General features: G+C 62.1%; 15 protein-coding genes. All 15 read right to left on the reverse strand.

Annotation, left to right across the window (positions count from 1 at the left end):
- Window positions 1-33 precede the first annotated feature (33 nt).
- Entirely contained in the window at window positions 34-1356 is a 1323-nt protein-coding gene (locus CXY77_RS16375) for a class I SAM-dependent methyltransferase (RefSeq protein ID WP_104130501.1), read from the reverse strand.
- A complete protein-coding gene (locus tag CXY77_RS16380; protein WP_104088979.1) occupies window positions 1353-2732 on the reverse strand; it encodes an FAD-binding oxidoreductase in 1380 nt (459 codons plus the stop codon). Before CXY77_RS16380 ends, CXY77_RS16375 begins: the two co-directional genes overlap by 4 nt.
- Window positions 2733-2837: 105 nt before the next feature.
- Window positions 2838-3815 carry a class 1b ribonucleoside-diphosphate reductase subunit beta gene (gene nrdF / locus CXY77_RS16385; protein ID WP_092340387.1) on the reverse strand — a complete coding sequence of 326 codons (978 nt, stop codon included), beginning with the start codon at window positions 3813-3815 and terminating at the stop codon, window positions 2838-2840.
- A gap of 37 nt (window positions 3816-3852) precedes the next feature.
- Entirely contained in the window at window positions 3853-5958 is a 2106-nt protein-coding gene (gene nrdE / locus CXY77_RS16390; protein ID WP_104089188.1) for a class 1b ribonucleoside-diphosphate reductase subunit alpha, read from the reverse strand.
- Window positions 5959-5987: 29 nt separating this feature from the next.
- Window positions 5988-6392: a class Ib ribonucleoside-diphosphate reductase assembly flavoprotein NrdI gene (gene nrdI / locus CXY77_RS16395; RefSeq protein ID WP_092340388.1), complete on the reverse strand. Its 405-nt coding sequence runs from the start codon at window positions 6390-6392 to the stop codon at window positions 5988-5990.
- 56 nt (window positions 6393-6448) lie between these two features.
- Window positions 6449-6682 carry a glutaredoxin-like protein NrdH gene (gene nrdH / locus CXY77_RS16400; RefSeq protein WP_035880942.1) on the reverse strand — a complete coding sequence of 78 codons (234 nt, stop codon included), beginning with the start codon at window positions 6680-6682 and terminating at the stop codon, window positions 6449-6451.
- Window positions 6683-7114: 432 nt separating this feature from the next.
- Window positions 7115-8296 (reverse strand): multiple monosaccharide ABC transporter permease, encoded by a 1182-nt coding sequence (gene mmsB, locus CXY77_RS16405; RefSeq protein WP_092340389.1) that lies wholly within the window; start codon window positions 8294-8296, stop codon window positions 7115-7117.
- On the reverse strand, window positions 8296-9852 hold the full coding sequence (gene mmsA, locus CXY77_RS16410; protein ID WP_369831309.1) for a multiple monosaccharide ABC transporter ATP-binding protein: 1557 nt from the start codon (window positions 9850-9852) through the stop codon (window positions 8296-8298). The genes mmsB and mmsA overlap by 1 nt, the downstream gene beginning before the upstream one ends.
- Before the next feature lie 59 nt (window positions 9853-9911).
- Window positions 9912-11036: a multiple monosaccharide ABC transporter substrate-binding protein gene (gene chvE, locus CXY77_RS16415; protein ID WP_092340391.1), complete on the reverse strand. Its 1125-nt coding sequence runs from the start codon at window positions 11034-11036 to the stop codon at window positions 9912-9914.
- Window positions 11037-11116: 80 nt separating this feature from the next.
- Window positions 11117-12634, reverse strand: coding sequence for an L-arabinose isomerase (gene araA / locus CXY77_RS16420; RefSeq protein ID WP_092340392.1), 1518 nt, complete (start codon window positions 12632-12634; stop codon window positions 11117-11119).
- Entirely contained in the window at window positions 12634-13344 is a 711-nt protein-coding gene (locus CXY77_RS16425; RefSeq protein WP_092340393.1) for an L-ribulose-5-phosphate 4-epimerase, read from the reverse strand. Before CXY77_RS16425 ends, araA begins: the two co-directional genes overlap by 1 nt.
- Window positions 13341-15029 (reverse strand): ribulokinase, encoded by a 1689-nt coding sequence (gene araB / locus CXY77_RS16430; protein WP_092340394.1) that lies wholly within the window; start codon window positions 15027-15029, stop codon window positions 13341-13343. Before araB ends, CXY77_RS16425 begins: the two co-directional genes overlap by 4 nt.
- A gap of 269 nt (window positions 15030-15298) precedes the next feature.
- Entirely contained in the window at window positions 15299-16324 is a 1026-nt protein-coding gene (locus tag CXY77_RS16435; RefSeq protein ID WP_104088976.1) for a LacI family DNA-binding transcriptional regulator, read from the reverse strand.
- A 133-nt stretch (window positions 16325-16457) separates the two neighbouring features.
- On the reverse strand, window positions 16458-17618 hold the full coding sequence (galK, locus tag CXY77_RS16440) for a galactokinase (RefSeq protein WP_092340396.1): 1161 nt from the start codon (window positions 17616-17618) through the stop codon (window positions 16458-16460).
- On the reverse strand, window positions 17611-18816 hold the full coding sequence (gene galT, locus CXY77_RS16445) for a galactose-1-phosphate uridylyltransferase (RefSeq protein WP_092340397.1): 1206 nt from the start codon (window positions 18814-18816) through the stop codon (window positions 17611-17613). The genes galK and galT overlap by 8 nt, the downstream gene beginning before the upstream one ends.
- Between the last annotated feature and the right edge of the window lie 74 nt (window positions 18817-18890).

Here is an 18890-nt window from a genome sequence, read left to right on the forward strand (position 1 = left end):
GTTGAACCGTTTTCTCACCGAGCCGGGCTACGGTTACGGCGTCCACCACGACCGCAACGGCAGTTCGCCGACACCGCCACGTTCGTCGGGCCTGGTCATCAGCACCTGGTGCAGTTGGATCCCATTGCTCTCGAACCCGAGCCTCGAGCCCGCCATGTACAGCCCCCACACCTTTGCCGTGGGCAGCCCGACCTCCTCGACCGCCTCGTCCCAATGCTCGACCAGGTTGGCGCACCAATCGCGCAGCGTCAGCGCGTAGTGCTGGCGCAGGTTCTCCTCGTGCAGCACCTCCAGACCCACATCCTGCGCCTCGCTGATGATCCGGCCCAAGCCGGTGAGCTCTCCGTCGGGAAAGACATAGCGATCGATGAAGCCTCGGGTCGCCGGCTCGGTGCGGTTCTCTGGCCGGGTGATGCAGTGGTTGAGCAACAAGCCTCCGGGGCGCAGTCTGTCCTGCAGAAAACGAAAGTACGACGAATAGTTGCGCACGCCGATGTGCTCGAGCAGCCCAATGGATGACACGGCGTCAAAGCCGGTTTCGGTGATGTCGCGGTAGTCACCGAATCGAACCTCCGCCAGATCGCTCAGGCCCTCGTCGGCGATGGCCCGCTGCGCCCACTCAGCCTGCTCTCTCGACAACGTCACACCGGTGGAGCGGATGCCGCGGCGGGCGGCGTAGCGCACCATACTGCCCCAGCCGCAGCCGACATCGAGCAACCGGTCGCCGGGGTTCAACCGCAACTTCTCGAACACGAGCCGGTACTTGTTCTCCTGCGCCTGGTCGAGGGGGGCGTCGCTGTCTGGGTAGCAGGCGCAGGTGTACGTCATCGATGGCCCGAGCACCCACTCGTAAAACCGGTTCGACACGTCGTAGTGGTGGTGGATCGCTTCGGCGTCACGTGTCTTGCTGTGCCGCAGCCCGCTGGCGACGCGGCGCCATCGAGCCTGCGCTTCTTCCGGCGGCGGACTGATCGGGCGCAACTGCCTCACACCGATAGAGCGGATGATGTCCACCATCATCCGCGCGCGTGGCCGGGTGAACTCGAGGCTGTTGGCGAGCGCCTTGAGCAGCTCATAGGGGTCACCGGGGTGCACACCGTGGATGTCGAGGTCGCCGGCGATATAGGCGCGGGCCAGTCCGAGGTCACCGCGGCCGGTAGCGAGGTAGGTCGTGCCGCGCGGGGCCAGAAGGTCCAGCCCGAACGGCGCATCCGGTGGTCCCGCCGTGCTCCCGTCGTAAGCGGTGAAGCTCACCGGGAGGCGACCGCCGGCCAGAATCTCCAGAACCTGCGCGAGGGTGAACTTGCCCGCCGGGGCATCCGTCGTCTGTATCGCCTGATCCTTGAACGTGGTCACTGTCGTTGCACCGCCTTCGCATAGAGGTCGAGGAGGCGGGAATCGGGGTCGTACCGCTTCTTCGCGGCCCGATAGACGTCCCCGCCGTAGAGTTCGTCGAACTCCTCCCGTGAGTAGTAGGAGTCGGAGTAGAGCGATTTGTGCCCGTGAAGGTCGCCGATCTTGCGTTCGATCAGCCGGTTCGTCTCGCCCTCGACCTGCCCAACCGGCACCGTCGACCAGAACCCGACGTTCACGTAACTCTGTCGCGGTCGAATCGGGTAGAGCGGCCAGCGATCGTCGGCTCTCAAGCGCAGCGGGCACAGCCAAATCGGAGCGATCGGTACGGTCTCGAGGAACCAATCCAGAAATTCCGTGCACCGCTCCAGGGGCAGCTCGACGTCTTGCACCACCCGCTCACGGGGCGGCTTGCCGTGCAGTTTCTCAAGGCGATCGCCAAGGTGGAACCGCTGTTCGATCCGCATCAGCGTGGCGTAGAAGCTGCTGCGGCGGTAGCGCGCGGGCCAGAACCGACGAATAAGCGGATGCTGCGCGCCAAACGCCTCAGAGCACCAGAACCAGTCCGTGTCCCAGCGCCACAGGTAGTCGTAGATCGTGAGGCGGTCGGTTGTCACGCCGCGCTCGTGCCGCATGGAGCGATAGTAGATCTGTTGGCCGGTGTAGTCGCTGACCGGGCCGGGCGCGCCAGTCTGTCTACCCACGCAGAGGTAGCTTTCGTCGGCGCTGAACACCACGCCGTCGAGATAGTCAACCGCGACGCCGTCGAGGCTGCCGGTGGCCATGATGCCGTCTATAGCGGCGACCAAATCGACGGGCGAGTGGAACCGCACGTGCGCGAGAGCGACGAAGGGTTTGACGGGTTCGAGTTCGATGCGCAGGCGCACCGCGTAGCCCAGAGTTCCGTAGGAGTTGGGGAAGGCGCGGTACAGCGCGGTGTTCTCGCTCGATGATACGGTCAGCACTTCTCCGGCGCCGGTCAGGACGTCCAGTTCGAGCACCGACTCGTGGGGCAGGCCGTTGCGGAACGACGTCGACTCGATTCCGAGGCCGGTGACCGCGCCGCCAAGGGTGATGGTCTTGAGCTGTGGCACGACCAACGGCACCAGCCCGTAGCGCAGCGTCTCGGCGACGAGGTCGTCGTAGGTGCACATGCCGGCCACGTCCGCCGTTTGCGCCGCAGCATCCACTGAGATGACGCCGGTCAGGCCGGACGTGTCGAGGCCTGTCGCCCCGGTCTTCGATCGGGTTCGGAACAGATTCGAGGTGCGCTTGGCCAGTCGAATCGGGGCCGTTGCCGGGACGGCCCGATATCGCTGCAGAAGGCGCTGCACGCCTGCGGCGTGAGCGCTCTGGGCGTTGACCACAGCAGCGGGCACACCATCACGTTAGTCCCATGCGGCATCCGCCGCGACCGGTAATTCACATGGCGAGCAATAAGAGCGGTGGCCCAAGCCTCCGCCCTTCCCGCACCAGACGCTCCTCTAGAAGTCCCAGTCGTCGTCCTCGGTCACAACAGCCTTGCCGATGACATACGACGAACCCGAACCCGAGAAGAAGTCGTGGTTCTCGTCGCCGTTGGGTGAGAGCGCCGAGAGAATCGCCGGGTTCACGTCGCAGACGTCCTTCGGGAAGATCGCCTCGTAGCCGAGGTTCATCAGCGCCTTGTTGGCGTTATAGTGCAGAAACATCTTCACGTCTTCGGTCAAGCCGACCTCGTCGTACAGGTCCTGCGTGTACTGCACCTCGTTCTCGTACAGCTCGAACACGAGGTTGAAGGCGTAGTCCTTGATCTCGTCGCGACGTTCCTGAGTGGCCTTCTCAAGGCCCTTCTGGAACTTGTAGCCGATGTAGTATCCGTGCACCGCTTCGTCACGAATGATCAAGCGGATGAGGTCGGCCGTGTTGGTGAGGCGGGCCCGGCTGGAGAAATACATGGGCAGGTAAAAGCCCGAGTAGAACAGGAAGGACTCGAGCAGAACCGAGGCCACCTTGCGCTTCAGCGGGTCGTCGCCCTGGTAGTAGTCCATCACGATCGAGGCCTTGCGCTGCAGGTTCTCGTTCTCGGTCGACCAGCGGAACGCCTCGTCGATGTCCTTGGTGTTGCTCAGGGTCGAGAAGATCGACGAGTAGCTTTTGGCATGCACGGATTCCATGAACGCGATGTTCGTGTACACGGCTTCCTCGTGCGGCGTGATCGCATCAGGGATGAGCGAGACGGCGCCGACGGTGCCCTGGATCGTGTCGAGCAGGGTCAGCCCGGTGAACACGCGCAGGGTGAGCTGCTGCTCCACCGGGGTGAGCTGGTTCCACGACTGGATGTCGTTGCTCAGCGGGATCTTCTCGGGCAGCCAGAAGTTGTTGGTGAGGCGGTTCCACACCTCGACATCTTTCTCATCTTCGATCTTGTTCCAGTTGATCGCATCAACATGCGACACCAACTTGACCTTGGGGCTACTCATGATTCGTCCTTCATAGACATTCCGGTGTTCAGAAAAGTTACAGCGCGCACGAGACGCAACCCTCAACCTCAGTGCCCTCAAGGGCCATCTGACGCAGACGGATGTAGTAGATGGTCTTGATGCCCTTTTTCCACGCGTAGATCTGGGCGCGGTTGATGTCGCGGGTGGTGGCGGTGTCCTTGAAGAACAGCGTCAGCGAGAGGCCCTGGTCCACGTGCTGCGTCGCCGCCGCGTACACGTCGATGACCTTCTCGTAGCCGATCTCGTAGGCGTCCTGGTAGTAGTCCAGGTTGTCGTTCGTCATGAACGGCGCCGGGTAGTACACGCGGCCCAGCTTGCCTTCCTTGCGGATCTCGATCTTCGCTGCGATCGGGTGGATCGACGCGGTGGAGTTGTTGATGTACGAGATCGACCCGGTGGGCGGCACGGCCTGCAGGTTCTGGTTGTAGATACCGTGCTTCACAACGGATGCCTTGAGCTCGGCCCAATCCGCCTGCGTGGGAATCGACACCCCGGCCTGGCTGAACAGCTCGGCGCCGCGGGCGGTGGTCGGCTCCCAGACCTGGTCGGTGTACTTGTCGAAGAACGCACCGGAGGCGTAGGTGGAGTTCTCGAAGCCCTCGAAGGTGCCACCGCGCTCGATGGCGATGGCGTTGGAGGCCGTCAACGCGTGGAACAACACCGTGTAGAAGTAGATGTTGGTGAAGTCGATGCTCTCTTCGCTGCCATAGTAGATGCGCTCGCGGGCCAGGTAGCCGTGCAGGTTCATCTGGCCAAGGCCGATGGCGTGCGAACGGTCGTTACCGTCTTCGATGGAGCGAACCGAGCTGATGTGGCTCTGCTCGGACACCGCGTTCAGGCCACGGATGGCCGCGTTCACGGTGCGACCGAGGTTGCCGGAGTCCATCGCCAGGGCGATGTTCATCGAGCCGAGGTTGCAGGAGATGTCCTTGCCGATCTCGTTGTACGAGAGGTCCTCGTTGTACGTGGTCGGGGTGTTCACCTGCAGAATCTCGGAGCAGAGGTTCGACATGTTGATACGACCCTCGATCGGGTTCGCCTTGTTGACGGTGTCCTCGAACATGATGTACGGGTAGCCGGACTCGAACTGGATCTCCGCGAGGGTCTGGAAGAACTCGCGCGCCTTCATCTTGGACTTCTTGATGCGGGGGTTGTCGACCATCTCGTGATATTTCTCGGTCACGGAGATGTCGGCGAAGGGCACGCCATAGACCTTTTCCACGTCGTACGGCGAGAAGAGGTACATCCACTCGTCGTTCTTGGCGAGCTCGAAGGTGATGTCGGGAATGACGACGCCGAGCGAGAGGGTCTTGATGCGAATCTTCTCGTCGGCGTTCTCACGCTTGGTGTCGAGAAAACGCATGATGTCTGGGTGGTGCGCCTGCAGGTAGACCGCTCCCGCGCCCTGGCGGGCACCGAGCTGGTTGGCGTAGCTGAAGGAGTCTTCGAGCAGCTTCATCACGGGAATGATGCCGCTGGACTGGTTCTCGATCTGCTTGATCGGCGCGCCGGCCTCACGAATGTTGCTCAGCAGCAGCGCCACGCCGCCGCCACGCTTGGAGAGCTGCAACGAGGAGTTGATGCCACGGGAGATCGACTCCATGTTGTCTTCGATGCGCAGCAGGAAGCACGAGACGAGCTCGCCGCGCTGAGCCTTGCCAGAGTTCAAAAACGTGGGGGTCGCGGGCTGGAAGCGTCCGGCGATGATCTCTTCGACCAGGGCGACGGCGAGCTTCTCATCACCGGAGGCGAGACCCAGCGCGGTCATGACGACGCGGTCTTCGAAACGCTCGAGGTAACGCTTGCCGTCGAAGGTCTTCAGCGTGTACGAGGTGTAGTACTTGAAGGCACCGAGGAAGCTCTGAAAACGGAACTTCTTCGAGTACGCGAGGTCGTTCAGGCTCGTGATGAACTCGAACGAGTACTGGTCGAGTACGGCCTGTTCGTAGTATTCCTTCTCGACCAGGTAGTCGAGGCGCTCGCGCAGCGAGTGAAAGAACACGGTGTTCTGGTTGACGTGCTGCAGGAAGAACTCGCGGGCAGCCTCGCGGTCCTTGTCGAACTGGATCTCCCCGTTCGGGCCGTACAGGTTGAGCATCGCGTTGAGCGAGTGGTAGTCCATGCCCGACGGTGCATCGATGGGCGTGATCTTCACGGCTGTTGTTTCCAAAATTCTTCCAATCCGTCGTGAACGATGCGCACATCATCCGGTGTTCCAAATACTTCGAAGCGATAGAGGTGGGGCACCTTGCACTTGGCGGCGATGATGTCGCCAGCCAGGCAGTATGCCGTACCGAAATTCATGTTGCCGGCGCCGATGACGCCGCGAATCAACGACCGATTGGTCTCGTTGTTCAAAAACTTGATGACCTGCTTGGGCACCGCCCCGCCCACACTGCCACCACCATAGGTGGGCACGCAGAGCACGAACGGCTCTTGGGCGACGAGCGGCTCCTCACGCGCATGAAGCGGGATTCGCGCTGCCGTTCGACCAAGTTTCTCGACAAACCGGGCAGTGTTGCCCGAGGTGCTCGAGAAGTACACGATGTCAGTCATCTAGTCTGGCGATTCTGATCGGGCGGCGCGTTGAGGCGGGGGTGTGCTGGTGGTGGCTACGCGAGGCGAGCAGCGAGTGCGTTGATCTTGTCTGGACGAAAGCCCGACCAGTGCTCTTCGTCGGTGATCACGACGGGCGCCTGCAGGTAGCCCAATGCCTTGACAGCTTCGAGGGCGTTTTCGTCGACCGAGAGGTCGAGCACCTCATACTCGATGCCCTTGTTGTCGAGGGCACGGTAGGTGGCCGTGCACTGCACGCAGGAGGGCTTCGTGTAAACGGTGATTGCCATGATTATGGCCTTTCTTCTTGGCAGGTCAAGTCTAAAACTGTTCGATATACTTCGCAAGTATGTTCGATGAAACTCTTCGATTTCCGGCGAGTATTCGTCAGAAATCGTCGTTCAAAGTGAGCAAGCGTACTGTCGGGCTGTAGTGCCTGACTAGAGTTTCAATACTACATCTAGTGATCGCTACGCTCAATAGCCACTACATGCAGTAATTACATTTGTGTAGTTATCCACCGACATTCCACACGTTGCCCACAGTCCCCCGGCGCAAAACCGCCGACATTCCGCGGAACTGCACCGGGTTATCCACAGGTACCGCCCGGAACATTATTTTGCCTGTGGAATCTCGGGCGGCGTGTCGTATCGGCTGGCCCCAGGCACACGAAAGCCCCGACGTCCGAAGACAGTCGGGACTCTATCGTGAGTCGAATTCGGTCAGTGACTGCCGGAACGACGCTTGTTGTAGACGTCGAAAGCCACGGCGCCCAACAGCACGAGCCCCTTGATGAGCTGTTGGAACTCTGTTCCCACACCGAGAATCGACATACCGTTGTTCAGGATCCCAATGATCAGGCCACCGATGATGGCACCGGTCACCGTGCCGATACCGCCCGTAACCGCCGCGCCACCGATGAATACGGCCGCAATTGCATCAAGTTCGAAGCCATCACCGGCCTTGGGATTGGCGAGGTTCAGCTGTGCGGTGAAGACCAGGCCGGCGAGGGCCGCGATAACGCCCATGTTAACGAAGAGCAAGAACGTGACCCGCTTGGTCTTTACACCCGAGAGGGCCGCCGCGAGCCTGTTCCCGCCAAGCGCGTACACATGTCGCCCGAAGACGCTTCGAGACATCACTGCGGAATATCCCACGGTGAGAATGCCGAGCACGACGAGCACGATCGGAGTGCCACGGTAGCTGGCGAGCAGGAACGTTATCAATAGGATCAGTCCAGCGGTGAACACGAGCTTGACCAGGAACCACGCTAGCGGTTCATCTTCCACGTCGTACTTCCTGCGCGCCATGCGAGATCTCACGCCCTGAGCCACCAGCAGGACGGTTGCGAGTAATCCCAGCCCCACTGTCAGCGGTTCCAGCAGACTCGTTCCGCCCCCGAGGTCCGGCAGGAACCCACTGCCAAGCGCACGGAACTCGTCGGGGAACGGCGAGATTTGCTGGTTTTGCAGAGCAATCTGAGTGAGACCACGGAATGTGAGCATGCCGGCCAAGGTGACGATGAAGGCCGGTATGCCAAAGTAGGCGATCCAGAACCCCTGCCACATTCCCACGAGCGCACCCAGGATCAGGCAGAGAATGATGGCCCCCCACCACGGAATATGCCATTGGGTGATCATGACCCCCGACATCGCGCCAACGAAGGCCACAACCGAGCCCACCGACAAATCGATATGGCCCGCGATGATCACCATGACCATACCGACCGCGAGGATAAGGATGTAGCTGTTCTGCACGATCAGGTTCGACACGTTGATCGGCTTCAGCGTAATTCCTGAAGTCGCCACTTGGAAGAAAATGATGATGGCAATCAGAGCGATGAACAGGCCGATCTGGCGGAGCTGTCCGGCGAGATAGTCGAGTGAGGATCTGAAGACAGTCATCAGCTTTCCTTGTCCCTTTCCTGGGTCATTCGTTGCATGAGATATTCGGCTGTGGCCTGGCTGCGTGGCACATCCGCGGTGATACGCCCCTCCGCCAGAGTGTAAATACGATCGCAGATACCGAGTAGCTCCGGCAGCTCGGAAGAAATGACGATGACCCCCTTCCCCTCATCGGCGAGCCGATTGATGATTCCATAGATTTCGTACTTAGCACCCACGTCGATACCACGGGTGGGCTCGTCCAGGATGAGCACGTCGGGGTCTGAGAACATCCACTTCGAGAGCACGACCTTTTGCTGATTCCCGCCAGAGAGCTTGCCGGTAATTGCTTCCACGCTCGGTGCCTTGATGTTCATACTTTTGAGAAAGCCTTCCGCGACGGTGGACTCGCGGTTCGCATCGACCCAGCCGCTCCGTGCCAGCTTCTGCAGCGCGGCCAGCGAGATATTGCGCTGGATGTTTTCGATCAGGTTGAGACCGAAGTGTTTGCGGTCCTCAGTGGCATAGGCAAGGCCGTGGCCGATGGCCGCCGAGACCGTGTTGGTCTTGATCAGCACCCCATTCTTGAACACTCGCCCCGAGATTTTGGCCCCGTAACTGTGGCCGAAGACGCTCATCGCCAGCTCGGTGCGCCCGGCCCCCATGAGGCCAGCGATGCCTACAATCTCGCCCGCTTTCACCTGGATATTGGCGTCCTTGACGACCATACGATCATGGTGCAGTGGATGGTAGACAGTCCAGTCCTCTACGCGCAGGATCTCTTCGCCGATGTGCGGCGTGTGGTCCGGATACCGACTCCCCAGGTCTCGGCCAACCATCCCCTTGATGATGCGCTCCTCCGAAATCTCATCCTTGTGCATGTCGAGGGTCTCAATGGTCTTGCCATCTCGGATGATCGTGACCTTGTCGGCGATTGCCTTAATCTCATTCAGCTTGTGGCTGATCATGATCGAGGTGATCCCTTGGCCTTTCAGGTGCTTGATCAGATCAAGCAGGTGCGCTGAGTCCTCGTCATTGAGAGCGGCGGTCGGCTCATCCAGGATGAGCAGCTTCACCTCCTTGGAGAGCGCCTTCGCGATCTCCACGAGTTGCTGCTTGCCGACGCCGATGTCGGTTACTTTCGTGATGGGGTTGTCTTTCAGCCCCACTCTGGCGAGGAGTTTGGCCGCCTCGCGGTTGGTCTTATTCCAGTCGATCCAGCCATTCGTCTGCTGCTCGTTGCCGAGGTAGATGTTCTCGGCGATCGACAGGTAGGGACTCAGCGCGAGCTCCTGGTGGATGATAACGATGCCCGTGGCCTCGGACTCGTTGATGGTCTTGAACTCGACGGTCTCGTTCTCGAAAACGATCTCGCCGTCGTAACTGCCGTGCGCGTAAACGCCACTCAGCACCTTCATCAAGGTGGACTTTCCCGCACCGTTCTCACCACAAATAGCATGAATCTGGCCGCGTTCGACCGCGAGGGAGACATCCTGGAGTGCCTTGACACCTGGGAAGGTCTTCGTGATGCCGCGCATCTCGAGAATGTTGGTTGTCACCGTTGCTCCTTCTTTCATGCCTGAGGGGTAGTCGTGGCGGCGGTTCCCCACCGCCACGACCTGTTGAGGAGGGGGACTTACTTCAGGTCGGCTTCGGTGTAGTACCCGCTATCGACGAGAACCTCCTTGTAGTTGTCGATGGTGACCACGGTGGGCTGGAACAGGAAGGTCGGGACGTCCTTGACCTTGTTGTTATAACTCTTCGTGTCGTTGACCTCCGGGATCTTGCCGTTCAGGATGTCATCGGCCATCTTCACGGCTTCCTTGCCCAGTTGGCGAGTGTCCTTGTAGATCGTTGAATACTGCTGGCCCGAGATGATCGACTTGACCGACGCAGCTTCAGCGTCCTGGCCGGTGATGACCGGCAGGGCGTCCGCGGAGTAACCCGAGCTTGTCAGCGCCGAGATGATGCCGATGGAGAGGCCGTCATACGGGGACAGCACACCGTCAACCTTGCTGCCGTCCGAGTATGTGCTGGCGATGAGGTTCTGCATCCGTTTCTGTGCTGTCGAGGGGTCCCAACGCAACGTGGCGACCTGCGTGAAACCAGTCTGGCCACTCTTGACGTTGAGAACGCCCTTGTCGATGTAAGGCTGCAGGGTCTCCATCGCGCCGTTGAAGAAGAACGTCGCGTTGTTGTCGTCGGGGCTTCCGGCGAACAGCTCAACATTGAACGGGCCGGCCTCGCTGGTGTCCTTACCGGAAGCATCGAGGATACCCAGGCCGGTGAGCAGGCTGGATGCCTGGTCGACACCAACCTTGAAGTTGTCGAACGTGGTGTAGTAGTCGACGTTTTTGTTGCCGTTAATCAGGCGGTCGTATGCGATGACCTTGACGCCCGACTTGCCGGCCTGGTCAAGCTGGTCGCTCAGCGCTGTTCCATCGATTGAGGCGATAATGAGGATCTTCGCGCCCTTAGTGAGCATGTTGCTGATCTGCTGCACCTGCGTGGGGATCTTGTCATCCGCGTACTCAAGGTCGACCTTGTAACCGAGCGCCTCCAGGTCGGCTTTGACGGCGTCGCCGTCTTTGATCCACCGCTCGGAGGTCTTGGTTGGCATGGCCACCCCGATGAGCGCACCCTTGTTGGCTCCCGCAGCGTCAGTCGTGGTGGTCGAACCACCACGGGTTCCCGAGCAGGCCGCGAGCGTGAGTGCGAGTCCAATGGCAGCAATGCCGATAAGGACCTTTCGTGTCTTCACTGTGTTTCCCTTCGAATTTCTATATTTTCGACGATGATGTCAAGGCGGTGATTGAGATATTGCTGGTAGTGCTGGTCCCGCTACAGGCCTTGCGCCAGTCGGTAGTAGGCTTGGTTCCAACGCACCTCACGCGTGAAATCCCGCTGGGTGGTGGTCTTATCGATCACAAGAAGCTCGGTTCGAGCTATCTCGGCGAAATCGTGGAAAACCTCGATGCCGACGGCGGTCGACATCACGGTGTGGTGGGCGGCGCCGGCGGTGAGCCAGGCAGCGGCCGAGGTTGCGAAGTCGGGTTCGGGGCGCCAGACGGCGCGTCCCACCGGCAGGTTCGGCAGCGCGGCTGTCGGCTCGACAACCTCGACCACATTCGCCACCAGGCGGAACCGATCGCGCATGTCGCTCATCGCCACAACCACGGCGGGGCCGGGGTCGGTGTTGAAGACCAGGCGCACGGGGTCTTCGCGGCCGCCGATACCGAGCGGATGGATCTCGAGCGTCGGCCGTTCGCTGGTGAGCGAGGGGCTCACCTCGAGCATGTGAGCACCGAGAATCAACTCGGCGCCGGGGGTGAGGTCGTAGGTGTAGTCCTCCATCAGGCTCGCGCCGCCCGGAAGGCCGGAACCCATCACATTGGCAACACGCACCAAAACGGATGTCTTCCAGTCGCCCTCTGCGCCGAAGCCGTAGCCCTGGGCCATCAGGCGCTGAACGGCAAGGCCGGGCAGTTGGCGCAGGGCGCCTAAGTCTTCGAAACTCGTGGTGAACGCGGCGAAGTCGCCAGCCTCGAGGAAGCTCTTCAGCCCCAGCTCGATCGCGGCGCCGTAGCGCAGCGACTCGTGCCGTTCGCCGCCCTTGCGCAGTTCGGGAACCACGTCGTACAGGTCGTCATATTCGGCGACCAAGACGTCGATGGCGGCATCCGTTGCGGAGTGCACGGCCTCGGCCAACTCGTTCACAGGCCAGGTGTTGACCTGCACGCCGAAGCGCAGTTCGGCCTCGGTTTTGTCGCCCTCGGTCACGGCCACGTAGCGCATGTTGTCTCCGAAGCGGGCGAGCTTCATGCTGCGGCTGGCTGCCCAGCCAGCCGCGGCGCGGGTCCAAGAGCCGATGCTGCCGGACACGGCCGGGTTGGACACGTGGCCGACCACGGTCTTGCGGGTCACGCCGAGACGAGTCTGGATGTAGCCGAACTCACGGTCGCCGTGCGCGGCCTGGTTGAGGTTCATGAAATCAAAATCGATCTCGGCCCAGGGCAACTCGACATTCGCCTGCGTGTGCAGGTGCAGCAGGGGCTTGGTGAGCGCGTCGAGGCCGGCGATCCACATCTTGGCCGGGGAAAACGTATGCATCCAGGCGATCAGGCCGATAACGCGGTCGTCGGCATTGGCATCAAGGGCGGCACGGCGGATGGACTCGGAGTCTTTTAGCACCGGCTTCCAGACCACATTGACCGGGACGGCGGTCGATGAGTGGAGCGCCCGAGCGATTTGCTGGGATTGCTCGGCCACCTGGCGTAGGGTCTCTTCGCCGTACAGGTTCTGGCTTCCGGTGAGGAACCAAACCTCGTATTGGTCGAGGGTCGTGGTGAGAGATGCCATTACTTCAGTGCTCCCTGCGGTGCTTGTCCGTAGACGTTCTGGTATCGGGCAAATAGGGAATCGATGGAATCCTGCGAAATGGGAACGAGGTCGCCGCCCGCTCGGGCGAGCTGCACCGTGCGGGCCACGTCTTCCACCATCACGGCGGCCTTCACTGCGTCCCGGGCGTCCTTACCAATCGTGAACGGCCCGTGGTTAGCCATCAACACGGCCCGCGAACGGTGGCCGGCGAGGGTCTCCACGATGCCGCGGCCGATCGAATCATCACCGATAATCGCGAACGGTCCCACCGGAATCGGGCCACCGAATTCATCGGCCATGGCCGTGATCACACACGGGATGGCTTCGTTACGGGCGGCCCAGGCCGTGGCGTAAGTGGAATGCGTGTGCACGACGCCCCCAACGTCAGGCATGTTCCGATAGACGTACGCGTGCGCCGCGGTGTCACTCGACGGCGAACGGTCGGCGCCGGGCGTGCCCGGTATGACATTTCCCTGGAGGTCGCAGAGAATCATGTTCTCGGGAGCCAGGTCGGCATAGTCGACTCCGCTGGGCTTGATCACGAAGAGCTCCGCGCCCGGCACACGGCCGGAAACGTTGCCACCGGTCCAGACCACGAGTCCATTGCGGAACAGCTCGGCGTGCAGGCGGGTGATCTCGGCGCGAACGCGGGCGATCGCTACTTCGATCTGGGGTCCGTAGGTACTCATACCGACACCAGCGCTTCCCGTGCGGTGACCGCAGCCCGACGTTTGAGGGCCTTGAGGCGGTGCATAACGTCGTTTTCGCCGCGACCAAAATAATCGTGCAGCCGCGTGTATTCCGCGAATAGCTCGTCATACGCCGCCGAAGACGCCTCGTTGGGCACATAGACGTTTTTGTTGAGCTTGCCCATCTTCTCGCCGGCCGCGCGCACGTCGGGGTAAGCGCCGGCAGCAACGGCGGCGTGAATAGCCGCGCCAAGCGCGGGGCCCTGATCGCTCGCGATAGTGCTGATGGGCATGCGAAGGATATCGCTGTAAATCTGCATTAGGAACGCGTTTTTCAACAGGCCGCCGGCCACGATGAACTCGGTCACCGGCACGTGGCTGTCGTTGAATGTTTCCACGATGGCGCGGGTGCCAAAGGCCGTTGCTTCCAGCAGTGCACGATAGATCTCTTCGGGCCGGGTAGTGAGGGTCATGCCGATGACTAGCCCGGAGAGTTCGTGGTCGACGAGTACTGAGCGGTTGCCGCTGTGCCAGTCGAGCGCCACGAGCCCGTGCCCGCCAACGGGTTGGTCTTTGATGAGCTCGGTGAGGTACTCATGCACGCTGCGGCCGAGCGCGCGGGCCTCTTCCACGTATGCCGCCGGTACCTGGTTATTGACGTACCATGCGAAAATGTCGCCAACGCCGGATTGGCCGGCCTCGTAGCCGTAAAGCCCGGAGATGATGCCGCCGTCGACGACGCCGCACATCCCCGGCACCTCGGCGAGACGGTCGGAGTTCATCACTTGACAGGTGCTGGTACCCATGATGGCCACCATTTGGCCGGGATTCACAGCCTGCGCGGCCGGGGCTGTCACGTGGGCGTCCACGTTGCCGACTGCCACGTGAATGCCTTCGGGGAGCCCCGTCCAGGCTGCGGCCTCGGCCGACAGCGAGCCAGCGGATGCGCCGAGCTGACCGATCTCGTGCGCCACTTTGTCGAGGGCAAAGCGGGAAAAGGCCGGATTGAGCGTGCCGAGGAAGGCCTCGCTCGGGTACTCGCCGTCCTGCAGGATGCCTTTGTAGCCAGCAGTGCAGGCATTGCGCAGGTAACGCCCGGTCAGCTGCCAGACGATCCAGTCGGCGGCCTCGACCCAGTGGTCCATACGGTTGTAGAGCTCGGGGTCTTCCTCGAGAAGCTGGAGTCCCTTGGCGAATTCCCATTCGCTCGAGATCAGCCCGCCGTAACGCGGCAGCCAGCTCTCACCGCGCGAGGTCGCGAGGTCATTGATGCGGTCGGCCTGGCCCTGTGCCGCGTGGTGGCGCCAGAGCTTCACATACGCGTGCGGGCGGCCCGCGTATTCGGCGAGCTCGTTGAGCGGCGTACCGTCGGCGAGTACGGGAACCATCGTGCATGCAGTGAAGTCGGTCCCGATTCCGATGACGCGAGATGGGTCAATGCCAGCGCTTGCGACGGCGGCCGGAACGGCACTCTGCAACACGGCCACGTAGTCCGCGGGTACTTGAAGTGCCCACTCGGGAGGAAGCGCCTCACCAGTCGCGGCGAGGGTCGTGTCCATGACCGCGTGGGGATAATCCAGGACGGCGGAGCCAATCTCGACGCCATCGGAGACGCGTACGACCACGGCCCGGCCGGAGAGAGTTCCGAAGTCGACGCCGATGACGTAAGACTCGGCGTCAGCCACCGCCGCAGCGCTTGCTGCAGGGTTGACCGATTCTCCGGCAGATGGGCGGGGCGCGGTGGTCACGAAATTGACTCCTTTGTCGATTCTGGTGCGAACGCAAGGCGACGTCCCGTCGCGATGGATTGCCACAGGTCATCATCAAAATGTGAACGGTCACATTGATGAGTTCACTTTGGCCCAGACTCGATTCGCCTGTCAATGCCCTTTTATCTCGTTTGGATAACGACGCCGAAACGAGGCTGGTTAGCGCAGGGAAGTCCGACTGGCCGCTACCACGCGGGCGGGGCCGTAGACGACCGCACCACGAGCTCGGGGATGAGCGGGCTCGACGAAGCTTCGTTCGCGCCACCGGTGATGTTGGCCAGGAGCAGGGCGATGCAGCGACGTCCGAGCTCGGCGAAGTCCTGGCGCACGGTGGTCAGTGGCGGCCAGAAGTGTGCGGCCTCAGGAATGTCGTCGAATCCGACGATGCTGACGTCGCGCGGAATATCGAGCCCGGCGTCGCGGATGGCGTGCATGAGCCCGAGCGCCATCTGGTCGTTGGACGAGAAAATGGCAGTGAAATCGCGCACCCGGAGCAGCTCGCGCCCGGCATGGTATCCGAAGCCGGCGGTCCAGTCGCCCAGGATTGGCGCGGTGGTTGGGACGTCATTCGCCCCCATTTCCTCGAGGAATCCGCGCATGCGCGCCTCCGCCTCGATCCAGTCCTGCGGTCCAGCGAGGTGATAGATGTTGCGGTGTCCGAGGTTGATGAGATGTCGAGTGGCGAGGCGGGCGCCAGCTATCTGGTCAACAGAGAGGGCGTGCTTGTCTGCAACACCGGTGGACTGCAGCGTCACATACGGCACGGCGATGGACAGCTTTTCGATGGCTTCAATGACCCGTACCTGGGGTGCGATGACGACGATGCCCTCCACCGACTGGTCCATCAGGTGGTCAACGGCAGCCTGGATCGACGAGGGTTCCCCTCGAGAGATATTGGCTGTGTTCACGAAATATCCAGCTTCCCTGGCAGCATCCTGGATCGCCGCAATACTGCTCGCCGGACCGTATTCCGCGCTCATTGCCGACAGCACGCCGATCGTGCGGGACTGCCCCTTGACCAGAGCCCGTGCGGCGCTGTTCGGTCGGTATTGCAGGTCGTCGATGACCTGCTGAACGCGCAGTTTGGTCGATTCCCGGATGCTGGGGTGGGCGTTGAGTACGCGTGACACAGTCTGGTGCGAGACCCCGGCTAGGCGTGCCACGTCGCGAATGCTCGGGGCGCGTCCCGTGGGCGGGTTCTCGGACACCATCACCCCCGTTGGAATGTGCACGGTCACAATTGCGACCCACCCTATTATGCCCCGGCGCACGACAGATGTGACAGTCACATGCTGGCCAGCTGGCGGCCGACGTCTCTATCCAGAAGGTGGCTCGATCCGCCAGCTACTCCACTTTGTGCGCTCCATCCGCTGCCCGAACCACGAACATGACCGGGGCGACGTAGCCCCGCGCGGTGAACGCGGCGCCGACCGCGGCTTCGATGACGGGGCGCAGTCCGCTGGGAATGAGCGCGATCGCGGCCCCGCCAAACCCGCCGCCGGTCATTCGGGCGCCGATCGCACCGGCCGCGCGCGCGGTCTCCACGGCGAGGTCGAGTTCGGGAACCGAGATTTCAAAGTCGTCCCGCATCGACAAGTGCGAGGCATCCAGCAACGCACCGATCGCGGTCGGCCCCTGCTCACGGAGCGTCTGCACTGTTTCCAGAACGCGCTGATTCTCGGTCACGATGTGACGCACCCGGCGAAAGGTCTCGTCATCGAGCAACTCGGCCGCCCTGGCGAGGTCACTGACCCCCAAATCACGAAGGGCCGGCACGCCCATCAGTCGCGCGCCCAGCTCGCAGGATGCTCGGCGTGAGGCATAGCCGCCGGTTGAGTGGGCGTGGCTCACCTGGCTGTCGATGATCAGCAGGTCGAGACCGGCCGGGTCACAACCCAACGGAATGACCTCGGCGTGCAGACTCCGACAGTCCAAAAACACGACGGCGTCGACGCGGCCGAGCAGCGACGCAGACTGGTCCATGATGCCCGTGGGTGCGCCAACTACCTGGTTTTCGGCGAGCTGCCCGGCCAGTGCGAGGGTGCGCAGCTCGAGACCGAGCTGCCAGAGGTCATTCAGGGCAACCGCCACGGCACACTCGATCGCGGCGGACGATGACAGGCCGGCACCGACCGGTACGTCGGAGACGATGTACGCGTCGAAGCCGGTCACCGCGCCGAGATCGGCGCCGAATTGCCCGAGCGCCCAGGCGATGCCGAGCGGGTACGCCGACCAGTCGGCCAGATTCTCCGGGATGAGGTCGTCCAGTCCAAGCTCGACGGTCCGTTCAGCGAAGGAACTTGCGACTCGCATCAGCCGGTCGTCGCGCGGAGCGAGAGCAACAATCGTGCGCCGGTCGATCGCAAGAGGCAGCACGAATCCCTCGTTGTAGTCGGTGTGCTCGCCGATCAGGTTGACCCGACCGGGGGCCGACCAGAGTCCATCAGGCGCACGCCCGAACCGGGCTGCAAATCCTGCTCTCGCACTGCTGCACAGGTTAGTCATGGTGGGGCTTCTCCGGGGTCGCTGTGCGGGCGGGCGGAGTAGCGGCAGCGGATGCCGCGGCATCCGCTGCGTCGGCCCGCTCGATCGCCTCGCGAATCGTGGTCGCGGCCTGTTCGGGGGTGACGTCGCCGATCCAGGCCCCCATCGCGGCTTCCGACCCGGCGAGGTACTTGAGCTTGTCCTCGGCTCGACGCGGGCTCGTCACCTGCAGCATCAATCGAATCTCCGAGCGTCGGACGTGCACGGGTGCCTGGTGCCAGGCCCCGATGTACGGGGTCGGCGTCGAGTAGATGGCGTCGATTCCACGCAGGAGGCGCCGGTAGAGCACCGCCAGTTCGTCGCGCTCTGCGAGGGTGGTGGCGGCGAAGTCAGGCACGTGCCGGTTCGGGAGCATATGCACTTCGATCGGCCAACGAGCCGCGAAGGGAACAAAAGCAGTCCAATACGCCCCCTGCAGAACGACACGGTCACCGGCCTGCTCAAGAGTCAGGATATCCGCAAACAACGTCGGCCCATAGACGTCGAGCGACTCGATCAGCTGCCGCGTGCGCGGGGTCACGTAGGGATATGCATAGATCTGGCCGTGCGGATGCCGTAGCGTCACGCCGATCGCCTCGCCGCGATTCTCGAACGGAAAGACCTGCTCGATGCCGGGCAGGCTCGACAGTGCATACGTGCGCTCAGCCCACGCCTCAATCACCGTGCGAGCACGAGTGGCCGAGAGGCTCGCGAACGATCCCTCGTTTTCCGGGCTGAAGCAGACGACCTCACAACGTCCAACGGACGTGCGGGTGCGCCCCAGACCGATCGTGGCGAGATCCGCGAGACCGGCCGGGGCGTCGGCATCCGTTAGTAGCGGGCCGAAAGACGGGGTCTTGTTCTCGAAGACTGCCACGTCATAGTTGCTCGGCACCTCGGACGGATTGTCCGGGGTTGACGGTGCCAGCGGATCAAGGTGCGCCGGCGGCAGGAACACCCGGTTTTGCCGGGCGGCAGCGATCGACACCCATTCCGCGCTCAGTGGGTCCTGCCGCATGTTGGCAGTGGCGGGGCGCTGATCAAGTTCGCGCACATCGGCGGCCCGATCCGGCGACAGCGTGGTGTCAGGATCGTCGAAGTAGAAGAGGTCTCGACCGTCGGCCAGGGTGTGCTGCTGTCGAGCGATGCCGGCGTCGGCGATGAAGTCTGCGTGTCTCATAGCAGTTTCTACAGTATCTGATTTTACTTTCCGAAACCAGAGACTTTCGAATTGAAAGAAATGACGAAGTAAGT

The organism is Cryobacterium sp. N21 (assembly GCF_002929575.1).
GTDB lineage: Bacteria > Actinomycetota > Actinomycetes > Actinomycetales > Microbacteriaceae > Cryobacterium > Cryobacterium flavum.

Excerpts from the sequence above, each read along its gene's own strand:
- CXY77_RS16435 (WP_104088976.1), bottom strand. The coding sequence starts at position 16,324 with ATGGTGTCCGAGAACCCGCCCACGGGACGCGCCCCGAGCATTCGCGAC.
- nrdE (WP_104089188.1), bottom strand. The coding sequence starts at position 5,958 with ATGGACTACCACTCGCTCAACGCGATGCTCAACCTGTACGGCCCGAAC.
- nrdF (WP_092340387.1), bottom strand. The coding sequence starts at position 3,815 with ATGAGTAGCCCCAAGGTCAAGTTGGTGTCGCATGTTGATGCGATCAAC.
- nrdI (WP_092340388.1), bottom strand. The coding sequence starts at position 6,392 with ATGACTGACATCGTGTACTTCTCGAGCACCTCGGGCAACACTGCCCGG.
- mmsB (WP_092340389.1), bottom strand. The coding sequence starts at position 8,296 with ATGACTGTCTTCAGATCCTCACTCGACTATCTCGCCGGACAGCTCCGC.
- araA (WP_092340392.1), bottom strand. The coding sequence starts at position 12,634 with ATGGCATCTCTCACCACGACCCTCGACCAATACGAGGTTTGGTTCCTC.
- galT (WP_092340397.1), bottom strand. The coding sequence starts at position 18,816 with ATGAGACACGCAGACTTCATCGCCGACGCCGGCATCGCTCGACAGCAG.
- nrdH (WP_035880942.1), bottom strand. The coding sequence starts at position 6,682 with ATGGCAATCACCGTTTACACGAAGCCCTCCTGCGTGCAGTGCACGGCC.
- CXY77_RS16425 (WP_092340393.1), bottom strand. The coding sequence starts at position 13,344 with ATGAGTACCTACGGACCCCAGATCGAAGTAGCGATCGCCCGCGTTCGC.
- mmsA (WP_369831309.1), bottom strand. The coding sequence starts at position 9,852 with ATGAAAGAAGGAGCAACGGTGACAACCAACATTCTCGAGATGCGCGGC.
- galK (WP_092340396.1), bottom strand. The coding sequence starts at position 17,618 with ATGACTAACCTGTGCAGCAGTGCGAGAGCAGGATTTGCAGCCCGGTTC.